Source organism: Herbidospora cretacea (assembly GCF_001570605.1).
Lineage (GTDB): Bacteria > Actinomycetota > Actinomycetes > Streptosporangiales > Streptosporangiaceae > Herbidospora > Herbidospora cretacea.
The window spans coordinates 1-15529 of sequence record NZ_BBXG01000025.1; the positions used below are offsets into that span (position 1 = coordinate 1).

At 68.3% G+C, this 15529-nt stretch carries 13 protein-coding genes and 2 tRNA genes; 4 read left to right on the plus strand and 11 right to left on the minus strand.

Annotated features, from left to right (window positions below; all coding sequences use genetic code 11):
* Positions 1-314: 314 nt before the first annotated feature.
* The 6 genes from AW270_RS33260 to AW270_RS33285 form a co-directional block, all read right to left on the minus strand.
* The gene (locus AW270_RS33260; RefSeq protein ID WP_439649099.1) at positions 315-2897 is read right to left on the minus strand and encodes a valine--tRNA ligase; all 2583 of its coding nucleotides are present in this window, start codon (positions 2895-2897) and stop codon (positions 315-317) included.
* 48 nt (positions 2898-2945) lie between these two features.
* Positions 2946-4223: an ATP-dependent Clp protease ATP-binding subunit ClpX gene (gene clpX / locus AW270_RS33265; protein ID WP_061300106.1), complete on the minus strand. Its 1278-nt coding sequence runs from the start codon at positions 4221-4223 to the stop codon at positions 2946-2948.
* A 198-nt stretch (positions 4224-4421) separates the two neighbouring features.
* Positions 4422-5066: an ATP-dependent Clp protease proteolytic subunit gene (locus AW270_RS33270; protein WP_061300107.1), complete on the minus strand. Its 645-nt coding sequence runs from the start codon at positions 5064-5066 to the stop codon at positions 4422-4424.
* Between the two features lie 11 nt (positions 5067-5077).
* Positions 5078-5722 (minus strand): ClpP family protease, encoded by a 645-nt coding sequence (locus AW270_RS33275; protein ID WP_030456813.1) that lies wholly within the window; start codon positions 5720-5722, stop codon positions 5078-5080.
* Between the two features lie 210 nt (positions 5723-5932).
* Positions 5933-7312, minus strand: a complete 1380-nt coding sequence (gene tig, locus AW270_RS33280; protein WP_061300108.1) for a trigger factor — start codon at positions 7310-7312, stop codon at positions 5933-5935.
* 173 nt (positions 7313-7485) lie between these two features.
* Positions 7486-8355 (minus strand): Sco1979 family transcriptional regulator, encoded by an 870-nt coding sequence (locus AW270_RS33285; RefSeq protein ID WP_082802030.1) that lies wholly within the window; start codon positions 8353-8355, stop codon positions 7486-7488.
* A gap of 264 nt (positions 8356-8619) precedes the next feature.
* On the opposite strand from AW270_RS33285, the gene AW270_RS33290 reads away from it, so the two are divergent.
* Positions 8620-9087 (plus strand): ATP-binding protein, encoded by a 468-nt coding sequence (locus tag AW270_RS33290; RefSeq protein WP_061300109.1) that lies wholly within the window; start codon positions 8620-8622, stop codon positions 9085-9087.
* 184 nt (positions 9088-9271) lie between these two features.
* On the opposite strand, the gene AW270_RS41610 is transcribed toward AW270_RS33290, so the two are convergent.
* From AW270_RS41610 to AW270_RS33305, 3 genes are read right to left on the minus strand one after another with little or no spacing between them, the layout of a single operon-like run.
* Positions 9272-10180 carry a GNAT family N-acetyltransferase gene (locus tag AW270_RS41610; protein ID WP_245674987.1) on the minus strand — a complete coding sequence of 303 codons (909 nt, stop codon included), beginning with the start codon at positions 10178-10180 and terminating at the stop codon, positions 9272-9274.
* On the minus strand, positions 10177-11073 hold the full coding sequence (locus tag AW270_RS33300; protein WP_061300110.1) for an SDR family oxidoreductase: 897 nt from the start codon (positions 11071-11073) through the stop codon (positions 10177-10179). The genes AW270_RS41610 and AW270_RS33300 overlap by 4 nt, the downstream gene beginning before the upstream one ends.
* Before the next feature lie 5 nt (positions 11074-11078).
* Positions 11079-11552: a flavoprotein gene (locus AW270_RS33305; RefSeq protein ID WP_061300111.1), complete on the minus strand. Its 474-nt coding sequence runs from the start codon at positions 11550-11552 to the stop codon at positions 11079-11081.
* A 25-nt stretch (positions 11553-11577) separates the two neighbouring features.
* On the opposite strand from AW270_RS33305, the gene cutA reads away from it, so the two are divergent.
* Positions 11578-11898, plus strand: a complete 321-nt coding sequence (cutA, locus tag AW270_RS33310; RefSeq protein WP_061300112.1) for a divalent-cation tolerance protein CutA — start codon at positions 11578-11580, stop codon at positions 11896-11898.
* Here cutA and AW270_RS33315 read toward each other — a convergent pair.
* On the minus strand, positions 11892-13157 hold the full coding sequence (locus AW270_RS33315) for a hypothetical protein (RefSeq protein ID WP_061300113.1): 1266 nt from the start codon (positions 13155-13157) through the stop codon (positions 11892-11894). The two genes, cutA and AW270_RS33315, sit on opposite strands and share 7 nt — an antisense overlap.
* A 124-nt stretch (positions 13158-13281) precedes the next feature.
* A tRNA-Gly gene (locus tag AW270_RS33320) sits at positions 13282-13355 on the minus strand.
* Between the two features lie 89 nt (positions 13356-13444).
* Between AW270_RS33320 and AW270_RS33325 the strand changes: the two genes are divergently transcribed.
* Together AW270_RS33325 and AW270_RS33330 are read left to right on the plus strand one after the other, a co-directional pair.
* Positions 13445-13518 (plus strand) — tRNA-Pro (locus tag AW270_RS33325).
* A 272-nt stretch (positions 13519-13790) separates the two neighbouring features.
* Positions 13791-15527 (plus strand): ATP-binding SpoIIE family protein phosphatase, encoded by a 1737-nt coding sequence (locus AW270_RS33330; protein ID WP_061300114.1) that lies wholly within the window; start codon positions 13791-13793, stop codon positions 15525-15527.
* Positions 15528-15529 lie beyond the last annotated feature (2 nt).

The following is a 15529-nucleotide window of genomic DNA, read 5'->3' on the forward strand; positions in this document are numbered from 1 at the left end:
GACTTGCTTTTAAGCTTTTATTTTTTCTTGCTGTTGTGCCTTTATCTTTTCAGCGGTTCCGGTTAGTGTCAAACTGGCACTTTTTCCGGTTCCTGCTAAAAGACAACCCGTCCAACTTACCCGCGTTCCCGGCGATGTCAAATCGCCCGGTTTCCCGGAGGAAGTTGATGGGACCGCCTCGGGGATCTGATCGCCCCGGCTCTTCCGAGTCCGGGCCGCGCCGTCCCGCTTGGCGTAACAAGAACATTAGCACCTGTGCGGCGATGTCGCGACCCGTTTCGGCAACCCGGTAATCATGCCCTGGCCATGGATCCCTAAACCTGGGGCAACGCAGAGAGTTGGGCCTCGAGGCGCGCGATGTCCTCGGCCGCCTGGGCGGCCCGCGCGCGGACCTTCCCGACCACGTCGTCGGGGGCCTTCGACATGAACTGCTCGTTGCCGAGCTTGCCGGTGACCTGTGCCTGTTCCTTCCTCGCGACCGCGAGGTCCTTCTCCAGGCGCTTGCGCTCGGCGGCCACGTCGATGGTGCCGGCCGTGTCGATCTCCACGACGACCGTGCCCACGGCGAGCCGGGCGGTCGGGGTGAAGTCGTCTCCCGACGGGTTGAGCCGCAACAGGGAACGGATGGCGTCCTCGTGCGCGGCGGTGGCCGTACCGGAGAGAGAAAGACGGGCGGCGACCCGCTGGCCGGGCTTGAGACCCTGGTCGGAGCGGAAGCGGCGGACCTCGGTGACCAGGTTCTGGACCGCCTCGATCTCCGACTCGGCCGCCGGGTCGGCATAGGACGGATCGCTCACCGGCCACGGGGCCACCACGATCGACTCCTTGCCGGTGACCGCGCGCCACAGCTCCTCGGTGACGAACGGGGTCAGCGGATGGAGCAGGCGCAGCAGCGCGTCGAAGACGTGGCCGAGGACGCGCTTGGTGTTCTCGGCGACCTGGCCGCCGCCGGCGATCTGGATCTTGGCGAGCTCCAGGTACCAGTCGCAGACCTCGTCCCACGCGAAGTGGTAGAGCGCGTCGCTGATCTTGGCGAACTCGAAGTCGTCGAAGGCGGTGTCGACCAGCGACACCACCGACTGGAGGCGCGACAGGATCCAGCGGTCGGCCGCGGTCAGCTCCTCGGGCAGGCCGTCGCTGACGGCGCCGTTCATGAGGGCGAACCGAGTGGCGTTCCAGATCTTGTTGCAGAAGTTACGGGAGCCGGCCGCCCAGTCTTCACTGATCGCCACGTCGGAGCCGGGGTTGGCGCCGCGCAGGAGGGTGAAGCGGGTGGCGTCGGCGCCGTAGCGCTCGATCCAGTCAAGGGGATCGATGACGTTGCCGAACGACTTCGACATCTTCTTGCCGTATTGGTCGCGGACCATGCCGTGGAGGGCGACGGTCTTGAACGGCGGCTGGCCGTCCATCGCGTAGAGGCCGAACATCATCATCCTGGCGACCCAGAAGAAGAGGATGTCGTAGCCGGTGACCAGGACGGTGGTCGGATAGAACTTCTTGAGGTCGTCGGTCTGCTCGGGCCAGCCGAGCGTCGAGAACGGCCACAGGCCCGAGGAGAACCAGGTGTCGAGGACGTCGGGGTCCTGCGTGTAGCCCTCGGGGATCTCGTCGTCGGGGCCGACGCAGACGACCTCGCCCTCGGGTCCGTAGTAGACCGGGATGCGGTGGCCCCACCACAGCTGGCGCGAAATGCACCAGTCGTGCATGTCGTCGACCCAGTCGAAGTAGCGCTTGGCCAGCTCCGGCGGGTGGATGCGGGTGCGGCCGTCGCGGACGGCGTCGCCGGCGGCCTTGGCCAGCGGCGAGACGTTGACGAACCACTGCAGCGACAGCCGCGGCTCGACCACGGTCTTGCAGCGCGAGCAGTGGCCGACGCTGTGGAGGTAGGGGCGCTTCTCGGCGACGATCCGGCCTTCGGCGCGCAGCGCCGCGACGACCGCGGGGCGCGCCTCGAACCGGTCGAGCCCCTCGAACGGGCCGGGGGCGGTGATCACGCCGCGTTCGTCCATCACCGTCAGGGACGGCAGGTCGTGGCGGCGGCCGATCTCGAAGTCGTTGGGGTCGTGGGCCGGGGTGACCTTGACCGCGCCGGTGCCGAACGCCGGGTCGACGTGGTCGTCGGCGACGATCGGGATGCGGCGGCCGGTCAGCGGCAGCTCGACCTCGCGGCCGACCAGGTGGGCGTAGCGCTCGTCGGAGGGATGGACCGCGATGGCGGTGTCGCCGAGCATGGTCTCGGCCCGGGTGGTGGCCACGACGATCGCGTCGGCGCCCTCGCCGTAGCGGATCGAGACGAGCTCGCCCTCGTCCTCCTGGTGTTCGACCTCGATGTCCGACAGGGCGGTCAGGCAGCGGGGGCACCAGTTGATGATGCGGTTGGCCCGGTAGATGAGGCCGTCGTCGAAGAGCCGCTTGAAGATCGTCTGGACGGCCCGCGACAGGCCCTCGTCCATCGTGAAGCGCTCGCGGGACCAGTCGACGCCGTCGCCGAGCTTGGTCATCTGGCCGAGGATCCGGCCGCCCGACTCCTCTTTCCACTGCCAGACCCGGTCGACGAAGGCCTCGCGGCCGAGGTCGTGGCGCGAGAGGCCCTCTTTGGCCAGCTCGCGCTCGACGACGTTCTGGGTCGCGATTCCCGCGTGGTCCATGCCGGGCAGCCACAGTGCGGCCTTGTCCTGCATGCGGGCCCGACGGGTCAGCGCGTCTTGGATCGAGTGGTCGAGGGCGTGGCCGACATGGAGCGAGCCGGTCACATTCGGCGGCGGGAGGACGATGCTGTACGGCTCTCGCCCGTCTACCGCGCTCGCTCCGAAGTGACCGGCCGCTACCCAGCGCTCGTAGCTGGGGGCCTCGACGTCGGCAGGGGCATACTGGGTCGGCAGTTCAGGCGTCGTCACGAAAGCCAAGTCTAGAAGCTCCGGACGAGCACCCCGGCCCAATATGTGTTATGCGGACTTCTCTCGCGGGGTGCGCTGCTGCTTGAGCTGGTCGCGCGGGATCAGCGTCGGGTTGACGTGTTCGAGGACGGCCTCACGGGTGATCACGACCCGGGCGACATCCTGTCGCGAGGGCACTTCGTACATCACCGAGAGGAGGACCTCCTCGAGGATCGCGCGCAGGCCACGGGCGCCGGTGCCACGCAGGATCGCCTGGTCGGCGATGGCCTCGAGCGCGTCGTCGGAGAACTCCAGCTCCACGTTGTCGAGCTCGAACAGCCGCCGGTACTGCTTGACCAGGGCGTTGCGGGGCTCGGTGAGGATCTGGATCAGCGCCGCGCGGTCGAGGTTGTGGACGCTGGTGATGACCGGCAGACGGCCCACGAACTCGGGGATCATCCCGAACTTCAGCAGGTCCTCGGGCATCACGTCGCCGAAGATGTCGACCGAGTCGACCTCTTCCTTCGACCGGATGATGGCGTTGAAGCCGATGCCCTTCTTGCCGACCCGGGACTCGATGATCTTCTCGAGGCCGGCGAAGGCGCCACCGCAGATGAACAGCACGTTGGTGGTGTCGATCTGGATGAACTCCTGGTGGGGATGCTTGCGGCCGCCCTGCGGAGGCACCGATGCGGTGGTGCCCTCCAGTATCTTCAGCAGCGCCTGCTGCACGCCCTCGCCCGAGACGTCGCGGGTGATCGACGGGTTCTCGCTCTTGCGGGCGATCTTGTCGACCTCGTCGATGTAGATGATGCCGGTCTCGGCCTTCTTGACGTCGTAGTCGGCGGCCTGGATCAGCTTCAGCAGGATGTTCTCGACGTCTTCGCCCACGTAGCCGGCCTCGGTGAGGGCGGTGGCGTCGGCGATGGCGAACGGCACGTTGAGCATCTTGGCCAGCGTCTGGGCCAGCAGCGTCTTGCCGGAGCCGGTGGGGCCGAGGAGCAGGATGTTGCTCTTGGAGAGCTCCAGCCCGTCGTCGCGGCCGCGCTCGCCCGACTGCACGCGCTTGTAGTGGTTGTAGACCGCGACGGAGAGCGCCTTCTTGGCCTTGTCCTGGCCGATGACGTAGGCGTCGAGGAATTCGTAGATCTCTCGGGGCTTGGGGAGGTTGTCCCACTTCAGCTCGGAGGACTCGGACAGCTCCTCTTCGATGATCTCGTTGCAGAGCTCGATGCACTCATCGCAGATGTAGACACCTGGCCCAGCGATGAGCTTCTTGACCTGCTTCTGGCTCTTGCCACAGAACGAGCATTTGAGCAGGTCTCCCCCGTCGCCGATGCGTGCCACCCCAGAATCTCCTTTGCGTGGGACCACCATGCTGACGCGGTCCGGTCATTCGCGCCGGTCACTTCGGTGCGAAAACGTCATCCCGCTCAGGTTTCGACGTTACCGTCTTCCGGGCCCTCAGTGAGCCCCCTAGCGGTGAGTCGCACCGGAAGGTGCCCAATTGGGCACCGTTCCGGTGCACTTGCGACCTTCGATCTCCTACGAGGCGACGGCAGCCGTCTGCCGCTTGCGGGACGGAATGATGTCGTCGACGATTCCGTACGCCTTGGCCTCTTCGGCGCTGAGGATCTTGTCGCGCTCGATGTCACGACGGACCTCGGCCGGGTCCTTGCCGGTGTGCTTGGCCACGATCGTCTCCAGCAGATCCCGCATGCGCAGGATCTCGCGGGCCTGGATCTCGATGTCGGATCCCTGGCCGCCGCCCTCGGTGGAGGGCTGGTGGATCAGGACCCGGGCGTTCGGCAGGGCGAAGCGCTTGCCGGGCGTGCCGCCCGACAGGAGCACCGCCGCGGCCGAGGCCGCCTGGCCCAGGCACACCGTCTGGATCTCCGGCCGGACGAACTGCATCGTGTCGTAGATCGCCGTCATGGCCGTGAAGGAGCCGCCGGGCGAGTTGATGTAGATGCTGATGTCACGGTCGGGGTCGAGCGACTCGAGCGTCAGGAGCTGCGCCATCACGTCGTTCGCCGACGCGTCGTCGATCTGCACGCCGAGGAAGATGATGCGGTCCTCGAACAGCTTGTTGTACGGGTTCATCTCCTTCACGCCGTAAGTCGTGCGCTCGACGAACGAAGGGATGATGTAGCGGCCGTTGATGTCACCCGGCCGGATCAGGTCACTCATGGACGCTCCCGTCATGAAACGGCGCCCTCGGAGGGCACCTGCCGCGCGCTGCGCACGACTTGGTCGATGAAGCCGTAGTCCTTGGCCTCGTCGGCCGTGAACCAGCGGTCGCGGTCGGAGTCGCGCTCGATCTGGTCGAGCGGCTGCCCGGTGTGGTGGGCGATGCGCTCGGCCAAGGTCTTCTTGACGTAGAGCATCTGCTCGGCCTGGATCGCGATGTCGGCGGCGGTGCCGCCGATGCCGCCCGAGGGCTGGTGCATCATGATCCGGGCGTGGGGCAGGGCGTACCGCTTACCGGGAGCGCCGGCGCAGAGCAGGAACTGGCCCATGGAAGCGGCCAGGCCCATCGCCACCGTGCAGACGTCGTTCGGCACATACTCCATCATGTCGTAAATCGCCATGCCGGCCGTCACGGAACCGCCGGGAGAGTTGATGTACATCCAGATGTCCCGGTTGGGATCGTCGGCGGCGAGCAGCAGGAGCTCGGCGCAGAGCCGGTTGGCGACCTCGTCATTGACCTGAGTGCCGAGCACCACGATTCGCTCACGCAGCAGACGCTGGTAGAGCTGGTCTTCAAGCCGGGCGGGGCCGTTCTCTCTGCCACGCGACTCGGGCTCGAAGCCGATGGGCTGGAAGAAGGTCGGCGGGCTGGTCACAGCGTCACCTTCCGATGCGTCGTTATCGATTGGCTTTGCTCGACCCTAACGCGCGCCACCGATAGGTCATGCCCCCTCACCCGGGTGTTCGCTGACGGCGCATGCTCCCCCACGCCCTGTTTGTACGGCTTTCGCCCTGTGCATGACGTACCGAACAAATGCCAACAGGCCCCCGGTGGAAACCGGGGGCCTGTCGAACGGCGGTGAGCCCTACTCGGCGGCGGCGCCGGCCGGGGACTGCTCGAGCCCCTCAGCGGCCTGCTCGGGGTTGAGCTCGGCGTAGATGGCCTTGAGGTCGACCTCGTTGCCCTCGGTGTCGACGACCTTGGCGGCGTCGCCCACGACCGACTTGGCCTTCTCGCGGACGATCTCCATCATCGCGAGGGTCAGCTGGTCGTTGTCGGCGAGGTGCTGGGCCAGCGTGTTGGGCGCGACGCCCATCTGGGCGGCCCGGCGGACGACGAACTGGGTCAGCTCCTCCTCGGCCACGCCGATGTCCTCGGCCTTGACGATCTTGTCGAGGACGAAGCCCATCTTCAGCGCGCGGGCGGAGTTGGCGTCGAACTCGGCGAAGCGCTCCTCCTCCGTCGTCTGGTAGAGACGGAAGTAGGCCTCGCGGCTCAGGCCGCTCTCGGCGATCTGGTGCTCGAGGTTGTGCTTGCGCGCGTCGACCTCGGACTTGAGGGCGCTCTCGGGCAGCGGGATGTCGAGCGAGCCGATCAGGGCGTCGACGGCCTTCTCACGGGCCTGCACGACCTGCTCGATCAGCTTGTTGCGGCGGACCTGCTCGCGGATGCTGTTCTTCAGCTCCTCGAGCGTGTCGAACTCGCTCGCGAGCTGGGCGAACTCGTCGTCGAGCTCGGGGAGGACCTTCTCCTTGACCGACTTGACGTTGATGATCACGTCGGCCTCCTCGCCGGCGTTCTCACCGCCGACGAGCGTGGTGCGGAAGGTCTTCTCCTCGTCGGCCGCCAGGCCTTCGAGAGCGGCGTCGAGGCCCTCGAGGACCGAACCGGCGCCGACCTCGTAGGAGACGTCGGCGGCCTGCTGCTCGTCGAGGTTGCGGCCGTCGATCTCGGCGCGCAGGTCCATCACGACGTAGTCGCCCTTGGTGGCCGCGCGGTCGACGCCGGCCAGCGTCGCGAAGCGCTGGCGCAGCGCGTCGAGCTGGGTGTCGACGTCGGCGTCGGCGACGGTCGCGGGCTCGACGGTGACCTCGGTGCCCTCGTAGGCGGGCAGGTCGAAGGTGGGACGGACGTCGACCTCGGCGGTGAACTCGACCTGCTGGCCGTCGTCGATCCGGGTGACCTCGATCTCCGGCTGGCTCACGGGGAAGAGATCGACTTCGTCGACGGCGCGGCCGTAGAGGCCGGGCAGCGCGTCGTTGAGCGTCTCCTCGAGCACGACCGCGCGGCCGAAGCGCTGCTCGATGATCCGGGCCGGAACCTTACCGGGGCGGAAGCCGGGGACGCGCACCTGCTGCGCGACCTTCTTGTAGGCGGCCTTCAGGCTCGGCTCGAGCTCCTCGAACGGCACCTCGACGGTGAGCTTCACCCGAGTGGGGCTGAGCTCCTCGACAGCGGTCTTCACGGGGTGGTCTCCTAAATAACAGCATCTGGTGATCGCGGGCGCGTCATGCACAGCTACCGCGGCACGTTACGCGCACCGCGCCCACGAAGAGGGCACATGGGCATGCTCCACTGCGGCGGGGTGTCCAGCGCCAAACTTCAGCATAGAGCAGAGCGGCCCCCGCCAGTGACGCCTCAGAGCTCGCGCGAGATCTTTCTGAGAATGTCGACGGTCTCGGTCGGCGTGGTGGAGACGGCGCACAGCCGCTCCATCACCTCGCTGTACTTGTCGACCTCGTCGCGTTTGTCGAGATAGAGCGCGCTGCCGAGCTGTTCAACGTAGACGATGTCGGGGAGCTCCGCTTCGGGGAAGCGCAGGATGCTGAACGCCCCTCCCTCGGCGGCGTGTCCGCCGAAGTGGAAGGGCATCACCTGGATCGTGACATTCGTCTGGTCCATCAGCTCGATCAGGTGCTGGATCTGACCGCGCATGACGTCGACGCCGCCGATGGGACGGCGCAGCGCCGCCTCGTCGATGACCGCCCAGAAGGTGGGCGGCCGGTGGTTCTCCAGGACCTGGCGCTGGCGTTCGAGCCGCAGGTCGACACGCCGGGCGATCTCCTCGGGCGCCGAGCCGACCGCGCCGGCCGTGATGACCGCGCGTGCGTATTCCTTGGTCTGGAGCAGGCCGGGGACGAACTGGACCTCATAGGTCCGGATGCGGGCCGCCGCCTCCTCCAGGCCGACGAACGCCTGGAACCAGCCGGGCAGCACGTCGCTGAAGCGGTGCCACCAGCCGGGCTCGTTGGCCTGCTTGACCAGTTCGAGGATGGGCTTGCGGGCGGCGTCGTCGTCGACTCCGTACATGGTGAGGAGGTCTTCGACGTCGCGCTCGCGGAAGCTGACGCGGCCCAGCTCCATGCGGCTGATCTTCGACTCGGAGCCCCGGATGAGGTGTCCGGCCTCGAAGCGCGTGATGCCGCGGTTCTCCCGCAGCCTGCGCAACTGGGTTCCGAGGAGGATCCGCAGCGCCGTGGGACCTTGTCCCGGCTGGGTACGTGTCACGGCGCCTCCCTCTCTGCTCGACTCGCCGGAGAAGGTCGAGCCGACACCCCCAGCCCACACAGTGTCACCACTTCCGGCCAGGAAGACAAGGCTTGAACCCCCCGTCCATTTCACAATCGCTCAACGTTTTGGGCAAGTGCACAAGGCGCCTGCACGTGCATTTGGGTCTTGCAGGGGGCGGGTCGTTGACCCATGATGGCCTAGTGCATATTGGGCCAAAGGTGCACTAGTTCTCAAATCTGGCGATCGGGAGGTGCGGGCAGGATGTTGGATAATCCCATATCCTCCCGCGATGTCGGCGTGCAGCGCCTCGTGCGCACCGCCCCCGAGTCCGACGCCACCACCTGTCCGTTACGGCCCCTGGCGGATTCGGTCAAGACCGCACGCGATGTTACGCGATCGACGTTGCAGGGTTGGGGACTTTCGGAACTCACCGAGGACGCGACCCTGGTCGTTTCGGAGCTGGTGACCAACGCGGTTCGTTACGCTCTGTATCCGTCTTCGGCTTTGAACGACCACCCCATCACCCTCATGCTGGTCCGGCTGACGCCCCACGTGCTCCTCGCCGTGGCCGACCCCAGCAACGAGGTGCCCACCCCCAAGGAGCCCGACTTCATCTCGGAGAACGGGCGAGGCCTCTACATAGTGGAGACCTACAGCCAGGCGTGGGGCTGGGACCCGCTGGACGAAGGCGGCAAGGCCGTCTGGGCGATGTTCCGCGCCGACCGCTAGGTCCGTTTTTTCTCCGTCACGGCTCCGCCTGCCCCGGCCCCGACCGCCGCCTCCGGATCCCCCCGTTCCCGGCGCCGACCGGCCGCGTCCGCCCCGCGTCCCGACGTCAGATGCACTCCGTGGTGGATTTCCGGACAGCGGACCGATCCGCGCCGGAGCCGGGCCGGCCCGCTGCCCGAAAGTTTCAGCTCAGCACGTGGAGGACGAACCCCTCGGCGTTGACGCTCTTCCTGGTGAAGCCGAGTTTCTCCAGAAGACGGACGGAGCCGGTGTTCCCCTCGTGGGGGTCGGCGTGGAGGGGACGCACCTGCTCCTCTTCCAGGAACAGGGTCAGGGCGCGGGTGCCGACGCCCATCCCCCAGAACTCGCGGCCGAGCCAGTAGCCCAGGTAGCGCTGGTCGCCCTCCCACCAGGCGATGACGTTGCCGGCGATCCGGCCGCCGACCTCGACGGTCCGGACGCGGCAGGTCTCGTCGGAGAGGATCCGCTCGCGCCAGTGGGTCATGAACCTCTCACGCTCGCGGGACGGGAACCGGCTGCGCCGGGCGGCCTCGGGATCCTGTTCCTGGGCGTGGAAGGTCTCAAGATCGGAATCTCTGACTTCTCTCAGGCGAACGTGCATCCGCAGACGCGCGAGGTCGGTCATGTCCTTCTCCCTACGAGGCAGGCCCGGCACCCAGACGGGCATCATTTCCTTGATCTCGATCTGCGCGGCAACACCGATGACCGGGCAGGTCAGCTCACCCAGACGGCCCATGGGGGCGTCGAGCAGGTCAGCGGGCCAGGGCTCACCTTGATAAGGCCCGCCGGCCACGGTCAGGCCGGGCCCGAGCAGGGCGAAGCTGACCTCGACCCCGTCTCTGACCAGGTCGCGCTGCTGGTCGCGGGGCGGCCCCGGCTGCGGGGCGAAGCGGCGCTCGACGAGGGCCCCCTCCAGGCGGTCGGCGTCGCCGGCCCAGGCGAACCAGTCGACATCGGTATGGTCGCGGGTCACCTCTCCGAGCGTGAAGTCCATCGCCCAGCCGCCGCGCAGCCGGACGTCGAACCCCATTCCCGCGATCTCGGCGATCGCCGTCAACTGGCGGTCTCTCACCGGTAGCCCGTGGTGTCGGCCGGTTTCCCGGGGTCCTGGACCTCGACCAGGTAGCGCCAGGCGTCGGGGCGGCTGCCGTCGACGTCGGTGAAGCCGTAGACCTGGGCGAGGCCGCCGCTGGAGAGCGACTGCCCGTTCCACCTGGCCCGACTGGGGTCCTGGACGAGCGCCGCGACGGCCCGGCCCACGTAGGCGGGCGACTCGGAGATCGCGAAGTGGGGCTCCGAAGTGATCGCCTCGCGCCAGGTCTCCTCGGTGACGCCGTAGTGCTCCAGCATCAGCTCCGACCGCAGCCAGCCCGGGGTCAGGGCCACCGCGGTGGCGCCCCGCGGCCCCAGCTCCTTGGACTGGGCGAACGCCATGCGGAGCACCGAGGACTTCACCAGGTCGTAGAAGAAGGAGACGCGGTAGTTGACGGCGTTGTAGTCGGCCGTGCCGTCGGTCATCTCCACGACCAGGCCGCCCTCGTTCCTCAGCAGCAGCGGCAGCGCGAAGTGGCTGGTGATGATGTGGGTGTCGATCGCCAGGCGCAGCATGCGCATGCCGTCGTCGAGGTCGTGTTCCCACAGCGGCTTGTCCCAGCTGAACAGGTTCTCGCCGCCCCAGATGTTGTTCACCAGGACGTCGAGCCGCCCCTGCTCCCTGTCGATCCGCGCGACGAGCTCGCTGACCTGGTCTCTTTCGAGGTGGTCGACCTGGACGGGGATGCCGAGCCCGCCGGCCCGGGTGACGAGGTCGGCGGTCTCCTCGATGGTCTCGGGCCGCCGGTATTCCGACTGCTCGCTTCGGGTGGTGCGCCCGGTGACGTAGACGGTGGCCCCGATCGCGCCCAGTCCGGCGGCGATGCCTCTCCCCGCGCCGCGGGTCGCTCCAGCTACGAGTGCGATGGTCATGCGCCTCAGTCTGTCGGCCCCGACTGACAAAATGACGCCAGCGCCTCCTGCCAGGAACCCGCGAACCGCACGCCTTCCTCCTTCAGCGCCGCCACCGCCGCCTTGTAGGGGGTCCGGGTGGCCAGGGCGTCGTTCACGAAGGGCACCAGCGTCACCGGGATGCCGAGCCCGGGAGCCTCCGCCAGCAGCCCCAGGGCATAGGTGTCGGTGATGCCCAGCGCGAACTTGTTCACGGTGTTGAACGTGGCCGGATAGACCACGATCGCGGTCGCCCGGGGCGGCTTGGGCTCGCTCGGGTGGCGGTAGTGGACGCGCACCTTGTTGCCGGTACGCCGCTCCAGGTCCGCCGCGTCGATGAAACCGGCCGCCTGGGGAGTGGCGACGATCTGCACCGTCCACGACCGCGACCGGGCTTCGGCGATCAGATCGGGCAGGTCCCGCACCGGCCCGGCGGCGCAGACGATGACATAGAGGTCCATGGGTCTCCCGGGTTAGCGTGCAGGCATGCCTGACCATATTGAGGTTCGCGTCACGGCCGGATCCCCCGACGAGGCCGACCGCCTCGCCGACGCCGTGGTCGGCCGCCGGTTCGCCGCCTGCGCCCAGATCGTCGGTCCGATCACCTCTGTCTATTGGTGGGACGGCAAGGTGACGCGCTCGCAGGAATGGCTGGTGCTGTTCAAGACGACCGCGGCCCGGTTCGGGGACCTGGCGGGGTGCGTGCGGGAGGTGCACTCCTATGACGTACCGGAGATCATCGCGGTGCCCGTCGCCATAGGGACGGCCGACTATCTCGGCTGGATCGACCGGGAGACCGATCACTGAACCTCGCCCAGGCCCTCCCGGCTCCGGTAGGTGGCGCGCAGGTCGATCAGCTTCTCCCTGGCCAGCTCGTCCAGCGCCCGGCGCCGTTCCGGGTCCTCCTCCCAGGTGGCCTCAGCGCACAGGACCCTGGCCGCCTCGTGGGGCTCGGCGTCGCGGGCGATATACCAGACGGTGTCGCCGCAGCCGCGCCTGTCGTGATCGTGGCGCAGGATCGTCACGATCCCCGAGACGAGGATCTGCCTGCTCCACGGGTTCCTGGCGAGGATCCGCCGATCGACGGTCAGCCCGTCGTCCATGAGTTCGCCGCCGAGCATGTCGTCCTCCCACCGCCAGACGCGGCGGCTGCCACCCGGTGGGACGTTCATGGCGTCGCGGCCTTCGACGGGCACGGAGAACGTCCGGGTGCCGCCGCGGCACAGCTCCTTGGCGATGCGCTCGGCGTCGGCGCGCTCGCGCAGCCGATCCTCGCCGAGGTCCTGCCGGGACGAGGAACCCCACCGCTCCTGCTCGGCGTGGTAGCGGTCGATCAGCGGGTCCTTGAACCGGCCCGCACGCGCCCCCGGCGGGGTGCAGGAGGCCAGGGTGAGGTCCGCGCCGTCGGCGATGTCGAGCCCCGCCTGGCGCAGCGACTCGTGCACGGTGACTCCCCTGTCCTCGGCCTGGCGGCGTAACCTGCGCAGCCAGCCGTCGAAGGTGTCCAGGTCGGGGTCCGGGCGCAGCGACGCCCAGTCGGCCGCCGCCGAGACGGGCACCGGCACCTCCCGCCGCGCCGGCGGCTGCGCGAGCTGCTCCGGCTCCAGGTCGATCGAGTAGTAGAGCACTCCACGCGCGATGTAGGAGTAGGGCGCCGCGTGCGCGATCGGGTCGAAGACGTCCCGGATCGGCCAGAACCGGAGCAGCCACGTCTCCTCGCACTCGCCCGTGCCATGCCCGTCACCCGGTTCGGGCTCGCGCAGGTAGGTGTGCAGGCCGTACTCGAAACGCGGTGGCCCGATCAGGAAGTCATGTCCGATGTTGTCCATCATCGCGATGACCGCGACCACGCCGCTCTCCGCGACGAACGTCGTCGAGTCGACGGGCGTCCACGAGGCGTCGGCGGGCTCGGGCTCGGCGTCCCAGGCCTCCAGCCGCAGGCCCGCCACGAAGTGGTACATCTCGTCGGTGGGCGAGCTCAGCTCCGGCAGGTCGGTGCCCTCCAGGCCGAAGGTGTTGTACTCGACGTAGATCTCGTCGTCGAGCCTTCGCAGCAGTCGCGCCATGTCCCTGTCCTCGCCCTGTTGGTGATCATCCCGGCAGGACGGACTATGGCTCACGGCACCGACAGATTAATTCGGAAAGGCGAAAGGCCAGGTCCCCTGCTGCGGGTGACCTGGCCTTTCAACGTGGAGCGGACGACGGGAATCGAACCCGCGTAGCCAGTTTGGAAGACTGGGGCTCTACCATTGAGCTACGTCCGCGCGCGCCGGTCGGCTTCTGGTCTAGACTTCATCCGGCCGTCAGTGCGTAAGCGTACCGGAGATCTCGGGGCGTCGGCGCCAGGCGGCAACGGGGTGTGGCGCAGCTTGGTAGCGCACCTGCTTTGGGAGCAGGGGGCCGCAGGTTCAAATCCTGTCACCCCGACACACATCTGCCTCGGCGTGTCCATGGCCGCGCGGGGCCCGGCGGGCCTGCTGACAAAAGGTAATAATTCCCGTCGCCTTCCTTCTCGCGTGATACCGGTCATTGGGTCGTGAACACCGACGAACACTGCCTTTCCGCGCAGATGACCTAGGCGCTTACCAGCCCCCGGACGATCGATGTGGCCTTGACTCTGCGATCCACCGGGTAAAGCGCCGTACAGTCTGGGAAAAGGCATGAAATGCCTCGGTTGTCCTCCCTACGATGCGGAACTGATGAACCGGAACAGCGTGATCAAGACGCCGGCGCCGGGTGACCGGCTTGAGTGGCGGCAGGCCTCGGCGGCCTCGGCTCAGGAGCGGCTGGCCTACCTCAACGAGGCCAGCCGGCGCATCGGGACGACCCTGGACCTCGGTGAGACGGGCCGGGAGCTCATGGACATCGCCGTGCCCCGGTTCGCCGACACCTCGGCGATCATGGTGCAGGATCGGCTGGTCATCGACGGCGAGTTCCCGTCGCGGCCGGTCGACGGGACGGCGCTGGTGCGGCGGATCGCGATGGGGGTCGCGGAGGCCGAGCCGGACGAGTGGGTGCGGGCGTTCCCGATCAACGAGGTGACGGTCTACTCCGCGCAGCTGCCGCAGGCGCAGTGCATGTCGACCGGGTATCCGATCATGTATCCGGAGCTCGACGAGCACACCGCCGAGCTCATCGGGGCCGCCCTCGACCGGGACGTGCTGGCCAAGCTGCTCCTGGGCGGGTCGTTCATCGCCGTGCCGCTGCGGGCTCGCGGACGGGTGCTGGGGTGCGCGGTGTTCACCCGCAACCCCGGCGGGCCCGCGTTCGAGGAGCAGGACGTCGCGGTCGCCGAGGAGCTGGCCGCGCGGACCGCCGTCTGCATCGACAACGCGCGCCTGTACGCCCGGGAGCGGCGCACCGCCCTCACTCTCCAGAGCAGCCTGCTGCCGGCCGACCTCCACACGCCGCTCGGCATGGAGATCGCCTCCCGCTACCTTCCGGCGAGCGACCTCATGGGGGTCGGTGGCGACTGGTTCGACGTCATACCGCTGCCGGGGTGCCGGGCGGCGCTCGTCGTGGGCGACGTCATGGGCCACGGGACCCGCGCCGCGGCCACGATGGGGCAGCTCAGGACGGCCGCGCGGACGCTGGCCTCCCTCGACCTGCCCCCCGACGAGGTGCTGTTCCGGCTCAACCGGATGAGCCAGGACCTCGACCCGACCCAGATCGCCACGGCCGTCTACGCGACCTACGACCCGGTCACCCGGACCTGCGCGCTGGCGCGGGCGGGGCACGTGCCGCCGGTGCTGATCCACCCCGACGGGAGCAGCGAGATCATCGAGCTGCCCTCGGGGCTGCCGCTGGGGATCGGGAGCGAGCCGCTGGAGACGGTGGAGATGGTGCTGCCGCCGGGCGGGGTGCTCGCCTTCTACACCGACGGCCTGGTGGAGAGCAGGGACCGGGACATCGATCTGGGGATCATGGCGCTGCGCCGGCTGCTGTCGGGGCCGAGCGAGGATCTGGAAGAGATGTGCGACGTGACGATCAACAGTCAGCGACCCGGGCACGAGCGCGACGACATCGCGCTGCTGCTTGCCCGGGTCCATGAACTCGCGCCCGACGAGATCGCCTCCTGCTCGCTGCCGGCCGATCCCCGCTTCGTCAGCCACGCGCGCCGGTTCGTCCGGGCGACACTGGCCGAGTGGGGGCTCGGGTCCGTCTGCGACATCACCGAGCTGGTGGTCAGCGAGCTGGTGACCAACGCGCTCAAGCACGGCTGGCCGCCGATCGAGCTGAGGTTGCTGAGGGGCCGGGGCAGAACCCTGGTCTGCGAGGTCGCCGACGGCTCGCCCACCGTCCCGGCGCTGCGCTCTCCGACTTCGGAGGACGACACCGGGCGCGGGCTGCAGCTCATCAAGCGCCTCACCTACCGGTGGGGCACGCGCCCGACCCCTCTCGGGAAGATCGTCTGGGTGGAGCAGCGGCTCCCCTAGGC

Bases quoted from the DNA above. Each gene is read 5' to 3' on its own strand.
- AW270_RS33315 (WP_061300113.1), bottom strand. From the start codon at position 13,157: ATGGCGCGACTGCTGCGAAGGCTCGACGACGAGATCTACGTCGAGTAC.
- AW270_RS33290 (WP_061300109.1), top strand. From the start codon at position 8,620: ATGTTGGATAATCCCATATCCTCCCGCGATGTCGGCGTGCAGCGCCTC.
- AW270_RS33300 (WP_061300110.1), bottom strand. From the start codon at position 11,073: ATGACCATCGCACTCGTAGCTGGAGCGACCCGCGGCGCGGGGAGAGGC.
- AW270_RS33270 (WP_061300107.1), bottom strand. From the start codon at position 5,066: ATGAGTGACCTGATCCGGCCGGGTGACATCAACGGCCGCTACATCATC.
- AW270_RS33330 (WP_061300114.1), top strand. From the start codon at position 13,791: ATGAACCGGAACAGCGTGATCAAGACGCCGGCGCCGGGTGACCGGCTT.
- cutA (WP_061300112.1), top strand. From the start codon at position 11,578: ATGCCTGACCATATTGAGGTTCGCGTCACGGCCGGATCCCCCGACGAG.
- AW270_RS33305 (WP_061300111.1), bottom strand. From the start codon at position 11,552: ATGGACCTCTATGTCATCGTCTGCGCCGCCGGGCCGGTGCGGGACCTG.